Source organism: Kribbella sp. NPDC055071, assembly GCF_053608045.1.
The window spans coordinates 636,954-652,338 of sequence record NZ_JBSGUS010000002.1; the positions used below are offsets into that span (position 1 = coordinate 636,954).

A 15,385-nucleotide genomic window follows, 5' to 3' on the forward strand; every position below is an offset into this window, starting at 1 on the left:
GGGCTTTTGTGCGCCGCCAGGGACTCGAACCCCGAACCCGCTGATTAAGAGTCAGCTGCTCTGCCAATTGAGCTAGCGGCGCGCTTTCGAACGAAGAGGATCGTAGCAGGGGCTTGGGGGAGATGCGAAATCGGTTAGCGGGTGAGGATGGTCATGGCGGCGTTGTGGCCGCCGAGGCCGGAGACGGCGCCGCCGCGGCGGGCGCCGGAGCCGCAGATGAGGAGGTTGGCGACGTCGGTTTCGGTGCCCCAGCGGCCGACGTCGGTGGGGTCGGTGGCCCAGGGCCACTGCAGGTCGCCGTGGAAGATGTGGCCGCCGGGCATGCCGACGGATTCCTCGATGTCGTACGGCGTTTTGGCCTCGATGCACGGGTTTCCGTCGCGGTCCCGGGCGATGCAGTCGTCGAGTGGTTCGGCCAGATACGAGTCCAGGCCGGCCAGGATCCGTCGTACCGACTCGGTCCGGGCGGCGTCGTTGTCGGAGGCAAACAAGCGGGCCGGGAAGTGGACGCCGAAGACGGTCAGCGTTTGGTGGCCTGAGGCAACCAATTCGGGTGACAGGATCGACGGGTCGGTGAGGGAGTGGCAGTAGACCTCGGACGGCGGTACGGCGGGAAGCTCGCCGGCGAGCGCGGTCCGGTACGACGACTCCAGCTGGCTGTAGTCCTCGTCGATGTGGAAGGTGCCGGCGAACGCGCGGCGCGGATCGTCACCGGACCTGAGCTTCGGCAGCCGGCGGAGCAGCAGGTTGATCTTCAGCTGTGACCCCTCCGGACGTACGCCGCCCTCGCGCCCGCGCAGTGTGTCCAGAGTGGCCGGTGCGACGTTGGCGAGCACGTAGGAACAGTCGACCGAACGCTCACCGTCACCACCGAGCCAGGTGACCGACCCACGCACCCCGTCGGCCTCGACCGCAGTCACCTCCGCATTGGTGACCACCGCCGCGCCGGCCCTCCGAGCCGCGGCAGCCAGTGCGTCCGTAACAGCCCCCATGCCGCCCACCGGCACCCGCCACTCACCAGTGCCATTGCCAATGAGGTGGTACAGGAAGCACCGGTTCTGGATCAGCGACTCGTCATGCAGTCCGGCGAACGTCCCGATCACGGAGTCCGTAGCGACCACGCCGCGTACGGTGTCGTCGGCAAAGCGCCGCTCCACCGACTCACCGAACGGACGCTCGATCAGCTCGTCCCACAGCGCAGAGTCCACCCGTGACCGCAGCACATCGGCCGACTCGAGCGGCTCCAGCAGCGTAGGTGCGATGGCCGCGGCCATAGACCCCACAGCGTCGTAGAAAGACGTCCACGCGTCGTACTCCGCGTCGCTCCCGGTCAACGCCGCAAACGACGCACGAGTCGCAGCGCCCTCCGGCCGCTCGACCATCAGGCCGATGTCTCGTCCAGAACGGCGTACCGGGGTGTACGACGCCACCGCGCGCGAGCGGAGCTCGAGAGTCAGCCCTAGGTCCGCGACGATCTTGTCGGGCAGCAGACTGACCAGGTACGAGTAGCGCGACAGGCGCGCGTCCACACCCGGGAACACCTGCTCGCTGACCGCTGCGCCACCGGTGTGGGCCTGTTGCTCCACCACGAGTGTTGAGAGCCCGGACTGGGCCAGATAGGTAGCGGCGACCAGGCCATTGTGCCCACCGCCGACGATCACGACGTCGTAGAAGTCCTTCATCCCACCGGCCAATCGAGCTCGTTGTACGCGGCGTCCCAGAACATCCATTCGTAGCGGCACGTCGTACTGAAGTGCTGGTGACAACGGTGACGCTCCGAGGCGCTCACGTCCAGTACGTCGGTGACCGCCAGCACGGATTCCACTACCGCGTCGAACTCCTCCGAGCCGTACGTCGCGATCCACTGCCGGTAGAGCGGGTCAGGCGACGACCGCTTCACCAGCTCCCGGCCGACGTCGCGGTAGATCCAGTAACAGGGCAGTACGGCGGCGACGGCCTCGGCGTACGTGCCCGTGGCGCAGACGGCGGTCAGATAGGACATGTACGCCGTTGTCGTCGGACCGGAGCCGGCTGCATCCACATCGGCGGCGGTCAGCCCTAGTGACTCCAGCAGGGAGGTGTGGAGTGAGCGCTCGACCGCGATGGCATTGGCAGCGTGCAGAGCGAACATGCTGACGGCGTCCTCGTCGGTCGCGCGCGCGGCGACCAGACTGAGCGCACGGGAGTAGGCCCGCAGGTAGTGACTGTCCTGGACGATGAAGTAGCGGAACGCGTCGCGGTCGAGCGTCCCGTCGGTCAGCCCGGTGATGAACGGGTGCCGGAGGATCTCGTCGTACACCTTGGCCCCGCCGCGATCCCACAACTCGCCGGAAAACGCCATCCCAACTCCCTCGCGGTCGACTGCCCTTGACTTTATCCACACGTTCTCAGGACGCACGTCACTCGGCGGCCTTACTGTGAGTCATGACCAGCCAGGTGGAGCGCGCGGAGATGCCGCCGGACACGCCTTTGCTCCAGCGGATCCGGGCGTCCGTGATCGGCGACGACCAGGTGATGCCGGGGCCGTACGGGCCACGCCGGGTCACGTACGCCGACTACACCGCGTCCGGCCGCGCACTGGGCTTCCTGGAGGACTTCATCCGCGAGGAGGTGCTGCCGCGGTATGCGAACACTCACACCGAATCCAGCGGCACCGGCCTGCAGACCACCCGTCTGCGCGAGGACGCCCGACGAATCATCCTTGAGAGCGTTGGGGGTGACGACGAGACCGGAGTGATCTTCTGCGGGTCCGGAGCGACCGGTGCGATCGACAAGCTGATCGGAATCCTCGGACTGCGCATTCCGGCCGAGCTGGACGACACGTACCACCTCACCGACCAGATCCCGCCGGACCAACGTCCTGTGGTCTTCATCGGGCCGTACGAGCACCACTCCAACGAGCTGCCATGGCGTGAGTCGATCGCCGACGTAGTGGTGATCCGCCAGGACCCCGACGGCCACATCGACATTCCACAGCTCGAGGAGCGGTTGATTCAGTACGCCGATCGCCCACTCAAGATCGGGTCGTTCTCGGCGGCCAGCAACGTCACGGGCATCGTCAGCAACACGCATCGGGTGTCGTCCCTGCTGCATCGGTACGGCGCTCTGTCGTTCTGGGACTGTGCCGCGGCTGCACCGTACGTGGAGATCGACATGTACGGCGGCCGCGATACGGACCCGCTGTCGTACAAGGACGCGATCTTTCTCAGTCCGCACAAGCTGATCGGTGGTCCGGGGACTCCGGGTGTTCTGGTGGCTCGACGTGAGCTGATGCGCAACCGGGTGCCCGACGTACCGGGTGGTGGGACGGTCGCGTTTGTTAACCCGCTCGAGCACCGGTATCTGACAGACCCGGTGCATCGGGAGGAGGGCGGCACCCCGGCGATCATCGGGTCGATCCGGGCCGGACTGGCTTTTCAGCTCAAGCAGGCGGTCGGGATCGACGTGATTCGGGCCCATGAGGACGCGTACCTGCGCCGTGCGGTTGAGGCGTGGAAGGACGAGTCGACCCTGGAGATCCTGGGCAATCTGGACGCGGAGCGGTTGTCGATCGTGTCGTTCGTGGTCAGGGCGCCGTCGGGACGGTATCTGCATCACAACTACCTAGTCGCGCTGCTGAGCGATCTGTTCGGCATTCAGTCCCGCGGTGGGTGCTCGTGCGCCGGTCCGTACGGGCATGCGTTGCTGGGGATCGATCTGGAGCGCTCACAGCTGTTCGCCGCGGAGATCGGGCAGGGCTGCGAGGGGATCAAGCCTGGGTGGGTCCGGGTCAACTTCAACTACTTCATCTCCGAGGCGGTCTTCTCGTACGTCGTCGAGGCGGTCAAACTCGTCGCCCGCGACGGGTGGCGCCTGCTCGGCGACTATCGCTTCGACCCCGCCACCGGTCTCTGGCGGCACCACCGCGGTCCCGTCGAGCCGCCGATGCGCCTGTCCCACCTCGGGTACGACGCCGACGGCAACCTCACGTATCCCCGCCACGACAGCACCGCCCCGGAATCAGCCCTCCAGGACTACCTGGCCGAAGCCCGCGAGCTTCTCTCCACCGCGCACCAAACCACCGCGGAGTCCGAAGGCCAGGTCAACACACACTTCGACCACCTCAGATGGTTCGACCTGCCGTCCCGTTGCCTGGGTTGAGGGGAGGTCAGGGATTAGGGTCTGCTTGTGACCAGTTCGGAGGGGGCGGCGGAGGGGAACGAGAGTCTTCTGACCGTGATCGTCGCGTTGATCGCGAATTTGCTGATCGCGACGGCGAAGACGGTGATTGCGGTGATTACCGGGTCGGCCTCGCTGGCAGCCGAGGCGGCGCACTCGTGGGCCGATACCGGCAACGAGGTCTTTCTGCTGGTCGGGGAACGGCGGGCGCAGAAGCCGGCCGACGAGTTGCATCCGCTCGGGTACGGGCGGGAGGGGTACATCTGGTCGATGTTCGCCGCGTTCGGATTGTTTGCGGTCGGCGCGGCCGTCTCGGTGTGGCACGGGGTCCAGTCGCTGTTGCACGGCGAGGAGGAGGGCGCGTCGTACACCTGGGCGTACGTCGTGCTCGCGATCTCGTTCGTCCTCGAGTCGATCTCGTTCATGCAGGCGGCGCGGCAGACGAAGGCCGGTGCGGCCGAGCGGATGATCCGACCCTGGCGGTACGTGCGCCTGACCTCGAACCCGGTCCTGCGCGCGGTGTTCGTCGAGGACCTGTCCGCGTTGATCGGGATCGTGATCGCCGGGCTGGCGATCCTGCTGCACCAGCTGACCGGCAACGCGGTCTGGGATGCGATGGGGTCGATCGTTGTCGGCCTGCTGCTCGCCGGGGTCGCGCTGTTCCTGATCAACCGGAACATGGACTTTCTGACGGGTGAGGCGGTCACCCCGCGGGCCCGCAACCGGGCGCTGCGTGCGCTGCTCGATCACCCGGAGATCGAACGCGTCACCTTCCTGCACATGGAGTGGGTCGGCGCCGACAAGATCTTCCTGGCCGCTGCGGTCGATGTCGTCGGCAACGCGGTCGAGTCCGACGTCGCCGCGGTCCTCAGCTCGGTCGAGGACGCCCTGAACGCCCGGCCCGAGATCGTGCAGGCCGTGCTGACGCTGTCCCGGCCAGGCGATCTGACCGATCTGCGGCCGGAGCCACTGCCGGCCTGGTACATCGACCCGGTCGACTGACGGTTCCCGAGGAGCATTCGTGCAGCCTGTCCACGTCGCGATCTCGGCCGACGGCGTGCTGGCGGTGGTCGGTAGCCGATGAGTGCTGCGGAGAGGTCCCGGGACGACGGGCCGTGGCTGGAGCGGCTGGTGTTGTCGACGCCCGTCGGCGAGTGGTCGACGTTCGGGCTGATCTTCAGTCTGGTCTGGCTGTCGGTCATGTCGGGGCTGTCGGCGTCGTTCCTGTACGACGACTGGGCGCTGAGTCAGCGCGGTCAGCTGGTGCAGGCGCAGGTGATCCGCGCGAACTACGACCAGCGCGGTCCGACCTTCAACGCCGAGCTGCAGGCGCCGTTCGAGGGAACGCGGGTGATCGTCGAGGACATCAAGCAGCGGCCTGCCGCCGGTACGGTTGCCGTGCTGGAGGTGGATCCCGAGAAGCCGACCAGGGTCCGCGACCCGCAGGCCGGGCGCTGGAGTCTCTGGGATGTCGGATTCATCGCGCTCGTCCCGGTGGGACTGGTCGTGGCCTGGGCGCGCGGGAACCGGTGGCTTCGAGGCCGCCGGCGCCGGTGACACCCGAATAATTCGTATTAGCAGTGTTTTGGGTGCAAGGCTGTCACCACCATCACTCGAGACTCTGAGGGAACGATGACGAACGAGAGTGCAGCGGCGTACGACCGGATCCAGGAGCGCGTCGGCCGTGGCTGGAACACCTGGGACACGCGTAGTGTGCTCACCCAGGTGTTGCTGCCGGAGGCCCTGGGACTGTCCTTCGGGCTGAAGGAGTACTACCGCGGAACGTCGTTGCGTACAGCCCAGATCGGCCGGCGGGTCGAGGGCGCCGAGACCGTCACGCTCGGGCGGCACGCGTACGACGGGAGCTACACCGAGACCACGGTCAGTTGGGCCGGCATCACGATCCGGGTCCAGACCGCGCACGCCGGAGACGATCTCGTCGCGCTGGTGACGCCGACCGCCAACCAGCAGAAGAGCGCGTTGCTGACGGTCGCCGTCAGCTACCTGTGGAACCGTCCAGGAACCGTCGCTCACCACGAAGACCATCTCCGCGCCAGTTCCGGCGTCGACATCTTCGCGACCGCACCGACCGTGGACGATCCGTACGTCGACATCGATGGCCCGTATCTGGCCGTGGAGCTGACCGGTGCCGTCGGAGTCAGCACTGGGCGGGAGCGGAGTCTGGCCGAGATCGCGGAGATTGTTGCGGCCGCGTCGGTCGCGATCGGTGTGGCCGGGGCGGATCCGGTCGCGCAGCATCACGAGATCGTCCGGGACGCGATCTCGTGGAACACCATCTACGAGCCGTCGAAGGCCCGCGTGATCACCGGTGTGAGTCGCTGGTGGAACGTCGGCAAGCGCGGCGGATACGCGCTGTTCTGCTGGGATGCGTTCTTCAACGCCTTGATCGCGGCACCGAAGAGCAAAGAGGTTGCCTATCTCAACGCGGTCGAGATGCTGCGCGCGCTCACCCCCGACGGCTTCGTGCCGAACGTCGAGCAGGGCACCGGCCGGAAGACGTACGACGGATCGCAGCCGCCGATCGGATCGCTGACGATCCTGGAGCTGTACCGCCGATTCGGTGAGCGGTGGTTCCTCGAGGAGACGTTCGACGCGCTGCTGTCCTGGAACCGGTGGTGGTGGCGGGTCCGCCGGGACGGCGAGTTGCTCTGCGCGGGGTCGACGTACTTCGATCCTGAGTTCCCTTCGCCGCAGGACATCCCGCGGATCCATCAGCATTTCGGGGCCACCTGCGAGAGCGGGTGGGACGGGCATCCGGTGTTCGACGACGTCCCGTTCGACCAGACGAAGAGCCTGCTCGCCGCGCACGACGTGGGGCTGAACAGCCTGTACGCCGTCGATTGCGAGTCGCTCGCCGAGATCGCGGAGATCCTCGGTCGCGACGACGCCGCGGCGGAACTGCGGGACCGCCACGACTCCGTCGTACGGGCGATGGAGACGTGCTGGGACGAGGCGAGCGGGATTTATCGCAGCCGGCGGACCGATACCGGACTGCCGACCGAGCGATTGTCGACGATGAGCTTCTATCCGTTGATCGCCGGGATCGGGGCCGGTCAGCGGACCGGGCGGATGGTGGCTGAGCATCTGCGCGCCGATGACAGGTTCGGTGGTGAATGGATTCTGCCAACCTCACCGCGCAATGAGCAGATCGAGTACAAAGCGACCAGCTACTGGGAGGGACGGGCCTGGCCGCCGGTCAATTTCCTTGTGTACTTGGGGTTGCTGCGTGCGGGGGAGAAGGACGCGGCGACGTGGTTGGCCGAGGGCAGCTCGCGGCTGGTGCTGAAGGAGTGGAACCAGCACCGCCACGTGCACGAGAATTACTCCAGTGAGCACGGCGGCGCCTGCGACAAGGCGAACAGCGAACCGTTCCAGACCTGGGGTGCCCTCCTGAGTCTGATCGCGCTGATGGAACGCGGCGAGGTCACGCTCTTCGACGACAAGCGCTGGAACGGCGGTGAGTGACCTGCTGAGCGGTGTCGTGGTGCCGTTGGTGACTCCGATGTCGGCGCCCGGGGTGCCGTCGGTCGAGGAGGCGAGACCGTTGCTTGAGGCAATGGCTTCCGTGGGGATCCGCCGGCTGATGTTGTTGGGCAGTAACGGCGAGGGCCCCTTGATCCCGGCCGAGGTGTGCGGGGAGTTCGTGTCGGGCGCGACGAAGCGGTGGCGGGAGCTCGTCCCGGACGGGACGATCCTGGTCAACGTGACAGCACCTGGTACGGCGGAAGCCGAGCGGCGCACCGATGACGCGGCCTCGGCCGGAGCCGACGCGGTGGTGGCAAGTCCGCCGACATTTTTCAAGCACCGTGACGACGAGGTCATCGCGCACTTCGCGGCACTGGGACAGCACGGCCTGCCGGTGGTTGCGTACAACTCACCTCGGTCAACCTTGTTGACAAAACCGGTGGCTGAGGCGCTGGTGGCGATGCCGCACCTGGCGGGCGTGAAGGACTCCTCGGGCGACCCGGACATGTTCCGCTATCTGGTCGCGATAGCGCGGCCGGGCTTCGAGGTGAGTCAGGGTGACGAGAAGCTGTTGGCGGAGGCGGTGCGCGCCGGAGCCCACGGCATCACCCCCGGGATCGCCAACCTCGCACCTGGTCTGGCCCTGGAGATGGTTGCCCCCGGCGCCGATCTCGACCGGCTGCAGGAGCTCGCGACGGCCCTGACCAGGATCCACGCGGTGCGTCCCGGCGTACCGACTGTCAAGGCGCTGCTGCATGCGCGAGGTCTGGGCCCGATCCACTGTGCGCCACCACTAGCACCTTGTACGGCGGCGGAGTTGCGGCAGCTCATCGACCTCCTGGCGCCACTCGAGCCGTACCTAATCAACCCGGCCTGATCGAAGCCTGGCGTGATCGAGGCCCGGCCACCGCGTGGGTAGCCGGGCCTCCGGGGATCACTTGGTCGGCTTGCTGCCCTGGTTGGCCGGTGCCGGCGGGAACTTCCACGCCTTGCTCTTCGCCATCGTGACCAGCTCGTCCGTGGTGAACGTCGGCTTCGGCCGGGTGTGCTGCTGGCCCTTCTCCGCCGGTGCGTTGTAGCTGGTCAGGTTGATGTTGCGGCCGTCGGGGAAGAAGCGGATGACGTAGTTGGCGACAACCCCCTCCTGCTGCTGCCGTCCGTCCGAGTACTCCGGGCTCTCCTTCAGCACGTGCACCCACGACCCGTCAGAGAGCTTGGTACAGCCGGCCACGACGGGCTGGCAGGGGTTCGCCTCACCGTGATCACCGCCGCCCGACAGCATCACGTCGACCTGCGCGGCGCCCTTGCCGTCGTCGATGACATACGACGCACCGAAGAGTCCGTCCGCGGCGCTGCCCCAGGTCTGAGGCTGTGACAGCGTGCCCCGGTTCTGGATCAGGCTGCGCAGGGTGGCCAGGGTCTGCTTCGGCGTCACCGTCGCCGGGGTGCTCGGCTTGGCCACCGCGGTCGGCTTGATTTCCGGGATCGGCATACTCGCGGCAGCCGTCTCGTTCGGCCCGCCCAAGGCCTGCAGGCCGCCGACGATGATCCCGGCGGTCGCCAGGACGGCGCCGGCCCCGGTCACGCTCAGGATCGTGGTACGACGACGGCGCAGCCGCAGGCCCTGCTCGAGTGAGCGCTCGTACAGATCCGTGCTGACCGGCTCGAGGTCCTCGGTCGCTTTGTTCATGAGATGGCTCAGGTTGGTGTCCATGGTGCTCCTCCGGTTCAGTGCGCGATCAGCTGGTAGACGCCGTCGCCGAGGACCGCGCGCAGACGGTCGAGGGCTCGGGCGGTGCGGCTGGTGACCGCGCTGGCGTTCTTGCCGAGATCGAGCGCGACCTGTTCGACGCTGCGATCTTCGAAGAACCGCAGCACCAGTACGGCGCGATCCAGCGGTGCCAACTCCGCCAAGGCGCTCTGAAGGGCCATCCGCAGGTCCGGGTCGCTGCGCGGGGCGGCCTGTTCCGGCAGGTGTTCGGTGGGACGCTCGGACCAGCTCTTGCGGCGGCGCTGGGAGATGTACGTGCGGACGAGCGCGGTCCGCGCGTACGCGCCCGGATTGTCGATGCGGCGCCAGGTCCGAAGCAGATTCGCCAGCGTCTCCTGGACCAGGTCCTCGGCGTGGTGCCGGTCACCCGTCAGCAACCACGCGGTCCGGTACAGCTGCGGTATCCCCGCGCGGGCGAACTCCTCGAAGTCCTCTATCGATTTCATCGCAGCCTCTCGGTCGATGCTTCTGTCTCAAGAGACGCACCGACGGACGGCTTAGGTCACACCGAGATCAGAACACCTTCGAAAGAACCCACACCGTGAACGCGAGCAGCCCGACCAGGAACGTGACGACCAGCACAACGCCGTACCCGAACCACAAACTCCCAGAAGACTTCACCCGCACATCCTGCCAGGAGCGGGCCCCCGAACAGCAGAAGGGCGACGTATCCGCGGATACGTCGCCCTTCGGCTTCGGGTGAGTGACGGGACTCGAACCCGCGACCACCTGGACCACAACCAGGTGCTCTACCAGCTGAGCTACACCCACCATTTGCCGCTCAAGTGCAACGGCTGAGCAATCATAGCGATGAACTTCCCGCGGATGAAATCGGCCCTGTCGAGGACCACAGGCAAAGGCGGTTGGGGCGGGAGTGGCGGGGGATTGGGCGTGAAATCGGCTCGGTTAGGTGGTTGGGGCTTCGGGAGTTGTGATGAGGGAGGCGGCGGCTCGGGCGGTGTCGGAGTCGGGGCCCGGCTGGGGGACGAAGACCGTTTCGCGGTAGTAGCGGAGCTCAGCGATGCTCTCGGTGATGTCGGCGAGCGCGCGGTGGTTGCCGGTCTTGGCGGGGGTCGCGTAGTACACCCGCGGATACCAGCGCCGGACCAGTTCCTTGATCGAGCTCACGTCGACGTTGCGGTAGTGCAGGTGCGCCTCGACCCGCGGCATGTCGCGGACCAGGAAGGTCCGGTCGGTGCCGACCGAGTTCCCCGCGAGGGCCGCCTTGCGGGGCTCCTTCACGAATCCGCTGATGAAGTCGAGCACCTGCTGCTCGGCGTCGGCGAGCGGGATCCCGTGCTCGAGCTCGGTGAGCAGACCGGACGCGGTATGCATGTCCCGGACGAAGTCACCCATCTGTTCGAGCGCGGCCGGTGGAGGCGCGATCACCAGGTCAATCCCGTCACCGAGCACGTTCAGCTCGTAGTCGGTCACCAGAACCGCAACCTCGATCAGGGCGTCCGCCACCAGGTCGAGGCCGGTCATCTCGCAGTCGATCCACACCAGCCGGTCGTTCATGGGCCCTTACCTTACGGCGACGCACCGACAGCACAGCGCCCCCGTCCCCCAGCACGGCGTGGCGTACGTCGCCAACCTGGTCAGCGAGGTGCGTGACCGAGATGGATACTGCGAACCGCCAGTACGGCGAGGTCCGTCCGCCGACCGAGGTAGTGCTCGTCATCCGGGTCCAGCAACTGCTTCCAGGTCGCCAGGTCCTCCGCACTCAGTCCCTCGAGATCACCCGACACCACCAGGCCGTGCCCATGCCCGTGACCATGCCCATGGCCCTGTGATGCCTGCGCCGGATCAAGCCGATCCACGCGCAGCCGGAGCTGGCTGATGACCTGCTCAAGCCGCGCCGGCGCCAGCGGAGCCGGTGACTCGGTCAGCACACTCTGTGTGGTGACCTCGGTGAGACCAGCCCGAGTCAGAGCGTCGGTCCAGCCGTACGGCATCGGCACCGACCCCGGCAGCGAGTCACGCATCATCTTGAACCAACGGTCCTGCGCCAGGTCGAGCCGTGCCTCCAGCCCCGGCTCACCGATACCCAGGTCCCACGGCAGGCTCCTGGCCGGCAGACCGCTCTCGGCGAGCGCCAACCGACCACCCGGCGCGAGCAGTGACGCCAACGCATCCACTGCGGCTTGCTGATCGGCAGCGTGGTGTACGGATCCTGCCGCCCAGACCAGATCGGCCGGTGCGCCAATTGCCTTACGCAACGGCTCCGCACCGCCGTCCATCGAGACCAGCTCACAACGAACCGCGCCGGCCGTGTACTGCCGTGCCTGCTCCAGTACGTCGGGGTCCGCGTCGATCCCCACCACGGTCCCACCACCGGCGAGGACGTCGGCCAGCGCCTTGGCCATCCCACCGCCGCCACAGCCCACGTCCACGGCGACCTTGTCACCAGGCCGGAGCAGGCTGGAGGCAACCATTCTGTTCCACTCGGCTTCGCCCTCCGCCGATGCCCGCAGCCGACCCGCCTCTTCCGCCCAATCAATCTCGATCATGCGGCCAGTCTCCGCGGACTCACGCCGTACCCGTGCATTTTGTTGCCATTCCGGCAAGCTCAGGGTCCGCGTCCCGGGCGCAAGGGACCGGTGCCCCGGACGATTCGGGACCCGAACCGGGAAGGTTGGGAGATTTTCACGATCAACGGGGAGATCAGGGCCAGCACGGTTGCCACGGCCACTGCGGGGGTGCTGTCCTGTTCGGGGATCTGGGGAGGAAGTGCGGCCGATGGAAACGACGGGGACGGTGAGCCGCCCGCGGCTGGTAGCGCTACTGGACGAGGGCGTCCAGCGGCGGCTGCTGACCGTGGTGGCGGACGCCGGGTTCGGCAAGTCCACGCTGCTGAGTGCGTGGGCCGCTCAGCGGCGGTGCGCGTGGCACACGGTGCGAGCGGAGGACGGTTCGCTCGCAGCCATGGTGTCCGCGCTGGTGACCGCTCTGCGTCGTCAGGTGCCCGCACTGGAGACCATCCCGGCCGAGCTGCAGAGCCCGCGCGGACCGGATGCGGACGCCGAGCAACAGACCAGAGCCCTCGCGTACGCCGCTCTTCTGGCCGATGCACTCGATGAGAACCTCGACGAGGACCTCATCCTCGTTCTCGACGATCTGCACGAGCTCGACCCGACGTCCCCCGCGACCAAGCTGATCGAGGGACTGGTTCGTACTGCGCCCCCGAGCCTGCACCTGGTGATTGCGTCCCGGACTCCGATGCCGTTCGGCATCGACCGGCTCCGCGGTCGTGGTCAGGTGCTGGAGATCGACGCGACCGCTCTGGCGTTCACAGTCCCCGAGACTCTCGACGTACTGGAAAAGGTGCTGGGTGAAGGCACTGAGGAGCTCGCCGAGCCGCTGCAGTCAGCGGTCCAGGGCTGGCCGGCCGCCGTACGTCTAGCGGTGGAAGCGCTGCGGACTGTGCCCGCAGAGGAGCGTGCGACGCGATTGAGGCGTGCACTGAGGTCGGACGGCCCGCTGTACGACTACCTGGCCGAGGAGGTCTTCGCTGCGGAGCCTCCAGCGGTACGACGCTTGGTCGCGGCAGTTGCTGTCCTCCCGCGGTTCGGATCTGCGCTCTGCCAGGCGATAGGCCTCATTGACAGCGCTGAGACGTTGCAGCAGTTGCGAACTCGCGGCCTGCTCGTCTCGGCGGGTGATGCCGACGGATACGAGCTCAACCCGCTGGTGAAGAACTTTGCCAACGACAGGTTGGCCGTTGACGAGCAGGAGATGGCAGAGCTCTCACTGCAGGCGGGCCGCTGGTTCGAGTCGGTGGGAGAGCACAGAGATGCCTTGGCCTGCTATCAGGCGGTCGAACCCGCCAAGGCAGCGCAGATGCTTGCAGAGCGGGGACATGCAATGGTCAGCGGCGGTCTGGCCGAGATCGTGGTCGCCGCGGTCGCATCCCTTCCATCAGACCTGCGTGACGCGGCCATGAACCAACTGGAAGGCGAAGCCCGCCAGGTGCTCGGGGACTGGCAAGGCGCGGTGGACTGCTTCGACCGGATCATCGAGCCCGAGGGGGAGATCCCGGTCGGTATCGCCTGGCGCCTCGGTCTCATTCACCACCTGCGCGGCCAGACCGACGTGGCGATCGCCATGTACCAGCGAGGCCGGATCGACGGGCAGCAGCCAACGGACGAGGCGCTGCTGCAGGCTTGGTGGGCCGGTGCGCACTGGCTGCGTGGTGAGTTCGAAGAGTGCCGCGCACTGGTCGGTGCTGCGCAAGAGTCGGCCAAGGTGTCGGGCGATGACAGAGCACTCGCCATCGTGCACACCGTGCTCGCGATGCTCGCCGCGGTGGACAGCGACCCGCGCGGCAACTCGTCGCACTACGTCCGGGCTTTGGAGCATGCCGAGCGTGCCGGCGACCTACTGCAGTCGATCCGGATCCGGGTGAACCGTTCGTCGCACCACATCGCCGAGGGCGACTATGCCCCCGGTCTGCAGGAGCTGGACATCGCACTGGAGCTCGCGGACCGCGCCGGCTTCGCAGTGTTCCGGGCGCTCGCGCTGAACAACCGTGGCGAGGCGTTGCTCAAGTTGGGTCGTTTGGACGAGGCCATCGGTGAGTTGGAGGCCTCGCGAGCGCTGTACCAAAAGCTGGAGTCCAAGCGGGTCGCCCAACCGCTGTCCGTTCTCGGCGAGGTCTACCGGCAGCGTGGTGACCGAGCCATGGCCAGAGCGTGTTTCGAGGAGGCGATCGCGATGGGCGAGGAGACCAAAGACATGCAGTCCTTGGTGCCGTCGCTGGCGGGGCTGGCCAGGGTGCTGGCTGTCGAGGAACCACAACGGGCCGCCAAGATGGCCGAGATGGCCGGACAGGCCGTTGCCTATGGCCCCGTTCTCGGGCGCTCGGGTGCACTGGTCGCGCTGGGTTGGGTGACTCTGCAGGCCGGTAACAAGACCGAGGCCGCAGCGTCCGCGGAGGAGGCGGCCGCGCTCTGCCGGAAGCGGCGAGACCGCGCCGGTCTGGCCGACGCTCTTGAGCTGTACGCCGCCGCCGGCGGTGGCGAGGTCCTCCACGAGGTGCTGAACATCCGCAGCGCGCTGGGCGATCAGCTCGGCGAGGCCCGCGCCCAGCTGATGCTCGCGCGCCGAACGCATGGTTCTGAAGGTCGGGACCTGGCTCTGCGTGCGCACCAACAGTTTCTGGCGGCGGGCGCGACCCGGTACGCCGCAGCGGCGCTCGCGGCCACCGATGAGACCGGACCAGCTCCCGTGCGGATCGAGTGCCTCGGCGGCTTCCGGGTGCTGCGCGACGGCAAGGTGGTCCAGCTCGGTGAGTGGCCGTCGAAGAAGGCCCGCGACCTGCTGAAGATCCTGATCGCCCGTCGCTGCCGCCCGGTCGCCAGAGTGCAGTTGCTGGATCTGCTCTGGCCCGATCAGGACGAGTCGGTCGCGTCACCGAGGCTCTCGGTCGCCCTGTCGACCGTGCGCTCGGTGCTCGACCCGGAGAAGAAGTACCCGGCGGACCGCTTCGTCGGCGCGGACCGCGCGACCATCTGGCTCGACGGCGACCAGACCGCTGTGGACGTCGAGCTGTTCCTCCATGACGCTCGGGAGGGGCTGAACACGAGCGATCTGCGGTTGCTCCGAGCTGCAGAGGCGTCGTACTCCGGGGACTTCCTGGAAGAGGACGTGTACGCGGACTGGGCCGCTGGGATGCGTGAGGAGGCACGGGCGCTCTATGTCCGGGTGGCGCGCGTACTGGCCGAGCGTGGTCGGCGTGACCCCGATGCGGCGGCCGGATACCTGCTGCGGATCCTGCAGCGCGACCAGTACGACGAGCGCGCTCACCTCGGTCTGGTGTCGGCCTTCCAGGCGAGTGGTGCCCATGGTGAGGCCCGCCGGGCGTACCGCACGTACGTGCAGCGGATGGGTGAGCTGGAGGTCGAGCCCGCGCCCTATCCCGCGGTGCCGGCCCGGCTTTAAGGCTGTCTGAAGGTGCCGCCGCAACATCTG

12 protein-coding genes and 2 tRNA genes are annotated in these 15,385 nt (G+C 67.4%); 6 read left to right on the plus strand and 8 right to left on the minus strand.

The annotated features are described in order from the left end of the window. Positions 1–9: 9 nt before the first annotated feature. From ACWF4Z_RS06375 to tenA, 3 genes are all read right to left on the minus strand, one after another. A tRNA-Lys gene (locus tag ACWF4Z_RS06375) sits at positions 10–82 on the minus strand. A 52-nt stretch (positions 83–134) separates the two neighbouring features. After that, positions 135–1,682 carry a phytoene desaturase family protein gene (locus tag ACWF4Z_RS06380; RefSeq protein ID WP_452241947.1) on the minus strand — a complete coding sequence of 516 codons (1,548 nt, stop codon included), beginning with the start codon at positions 1,680–1,682 and terminating at the stop codon, positions 135–137. Beyond that, the gene (tenA, locus tag ACWF4Z_RS06385; protein ID WP_452241891.1) at positions 1,679–2,341 is read right to left on the minus strand and encodes a thiaminase II; all 663 of its coding nucleotides are present in this window, start codon (positions 2,339–2,341) and stop codon (positions 1,679–1,681) included. The genes ACWF4Z_RS06380 and tenA overlap by 4 nt, the downstream gene beginning before the upstream one ends. A gap of 83 nt (positions 2,342–2,424) precedes the next feature. Here tenA and ACWF4Z_RS06390 point away from each other — a divergent pair, with 83 nt between their 5' ends. From ACWF4Z_RS06390 to ACWF4Z_RS06410, 5 genes are all read left to right on the plus strand, one after another. Next, on the plus strand, positions 2,425–4,140 hold the full coding sequence (locus tag ACWF4Z_RS06390) for an aminotransferase class V-fold PLP-dependent enzyme (RefSeq protein WP_452241892.1): 1,716 nt from the start codon (positions 2,425–2,427) through the stop codon (positions 4,138–4,140). 27 nt (positions 4,141–4,167) lie between these two features. Next, entirely contained in the window at positions 4,168–5,160 is a 993-nt protein-coding gene (locus ACWF4Z_RS06395; protein WP_452241893.1) for a cation diffusion facilitator family transporter, read from the plus strand. A 78-nt stretch (positions 5,161–5,238) separates the two neighbouring features. Further along, positions 5,239–5,715, plus strand: coding sequence for a hypothetical protein (locus tag ACWF4Z_RS06400; RefSeq protein WP_452241894.1), 477 nt, complete (start codon positions 5,239–5,241; stop codon positions 5,713–5,715). Between the two features lie 75 nt (positions 5,716–5,790). Continuing rightward, the gene (locus tag ACWF4Z_RS06405; RefSeq protein ID WP_452241895.1) at positions 5,791–7,644 is read left to right on the plus strand and encodes an MGH1-like glycoside hydrolase domain-containing protein; all 1,854 of its coding nucleotides are present in this window, start codon (positions 5,791–5,793) and stop codon (positions 7,642–7,644) included. After that, the gene (locus tag ACWF4Z_RS06410) at positions 7,637–8,521 is read left to right on the plus strand and encodes a dihydrodipicolinate synthase family protein (RefSeq protein WP_452241896.1); all 885 of its coding nucleotides are present in this window, start codon (positions 7,637–7,639) and stop codon (positions 8,519–8,521) included. The genes ACWF4Z_RS06405 and ACWF4Z_RS06410 overlap by 8 nt, the downstream gene beginning before the upstream one ends. A 57-nt stretch (positions 8,522–8,578) precedes the next feature. Here the strand turns inward: ACWF4Z_RS06410 and ACWF4Z_RS06415 are convergent, their stop codons facing one another. The 5 genes from ACWF4Z_RS06415 to ACWF4Z_RS06435 all read right to left on the minus strand — a co-directional run bounded on the left by ACWF4Z_RS06415 (position 8,579) and on the right by ACWF4Z_RS06435 (position 11,925). Further along, positions 8,579–9,358 carry a hypothetical protein gene (locus ACWF4Z_RS06415; RefSeq protein ID WP_452241897.1) on the minus strand — a complete coding sequence of 260 codons (780 nt, stop codon included), beginning with the start codon at positions 9,356–9,358 and terminating at the stop codon, positions 8,579–8,581. A gap of 14 nt (positions 9,359–9,372) precedes the next feature. Continuing rightward, positions 9,373–9,861 carry a SigE family RNA polymerase sigma factor gene (locus ACWF4Z_RS06420; RefSeq protein ID WP_452241898.1) on the minus strand — a complete coding sequence of 163 codons (489 nt, stop codon included), beginning with the start codon at positions 9,859–9,861 and terminating at the stop codon, positions 9,373–9,375. Between the two features lie 252 nt (positions 9,862–10,113). Continuing rightward, positions 10,114–10,186, minus strand: a tRNA-His gene (locus tag ACWF4Z_RS06425). A 135-nt stretch (positions 10,187–10,321) separates the two neighbouring features. After that, a complete protein-coding gene (orn, locus tag ACWF4Z_RS06430) occupies positions 10,322–10,933 on the minus strand; it encodes an oligoribonuclease (protein WP_452241899.1) in 612 nt (203 codons plus the stop codon). Between the two features lie 80 nt (positions 10,934–11,013). After that, positions 11,014–11,925: a class I SAM-dependent methyltransferase gene (locus ACWF4Z_RS06435; protein ID WP_452241900.1), complete on the minus strand. Its 912-nt coding sequence runs from the start codon at positions 11,923–11,925 to the stop codon at positions 11,014–11,016. 229 nt (positions 11,926–12,154) lie between these two features. On the opposite strand from ACWF4Z_RS06435, the gene ACWF4Z_RS06440 reads away from it, so the two are divergent. After that, positions 12,155–15,355 carry a tetratricopeptide repeat protein gene (locus ACWF4Z_RS06440; protein ID WP_452241901.1) on the plus strand — a complete coding sequence of 1,067 codons (3,201 nt, stop codon included), beginning with the start codon at positions 12,155–12,157 and terminating at the stop codon, positions 15,353–15,355. The last annotated feature ends 30 nt before the right edge of the window (positions 15,356–15,385 follow it).

What these genes read in the sequence shown, in the direction of transcription:
- ACWF4Z_RS06415 (WP_452241897.1), bottom strand. Translation starts at nt 9,358, where the DNA reads ATGGACACCAACCTGAGCCATCTCATGAACAAAGCGACCGAGGACCTC.
- orn (WP_452241899.1), bottom strand. Translation starts at nt 10,933, where the DNA reads ATGAACGACCGGCTGGTGTGGATCGACTGCGAGATGACCGGCCTCGAC.
- ACWF4Z_RS06380 (WP_452241947.1), bottom strand. Translation starts at nt 1,682, where the DNA reads ATGAAGGACTTCTACGACGTCGTGATCGTCGGCGGTGGGCACAATGGC.
- ACWF4Z_RS06390 (WP_452241892.1), top strand. Translation starts at nt 2,425, where the DNA reads ATGACCAGCCAGGTGGAGCGCGCGGAGATGCCGCCGGACACGCCTTTG.
- ACWF4Z_RS06405 (WP_452241895.1), top strand. Translation starts at nt 5,791, where the DNA reads ATGACGAACGAGAGTGCAGCGGCGTACGACCGGATCCAGGAGCGCGTC.
- ACWF4Z_RS06420 (WP_452241898.1), bottom strand. Translation starts at nt 9,861, where the DNA reads ATGAAATCGATAGAGGACTTCGAGGAGTTCGCCCGCGCGGGGATACCG.
- ACWF4Z_RS06400 (WP_452241894.1), top strand. Translation starts at nt 5,239, where the DNA reads ATGAGTGCTGCGGAGAGGTCCCGGGACGACGGGCCGTGGCTGGAGCGG.
- ACWF4Z_RS06440 (WP_452241901.1), top strand. Translation starts at nt 12,155, where the DNA reads ATGGAAACGACGGGGACGGTGAGCCGCCCGCGGCTGGTAGCGCTACTG.
- tenA (WP_452241891.1), bottom strand. Translation starts at nt 2,341, where the DNA reads ATGGCGTTTTCCGGCGAGTTGTGGGATCGCGGCGGGGCCAAGGTGTAC.
- ACWF4Z_RS06435 (WP_452241900.1), bottom strand. Translation starts at nt 11,925, where the DNA reads ATGATCGAGATTGATTGGGCGGAAGAGGCGGGTCGGCTGCGGGCATCG.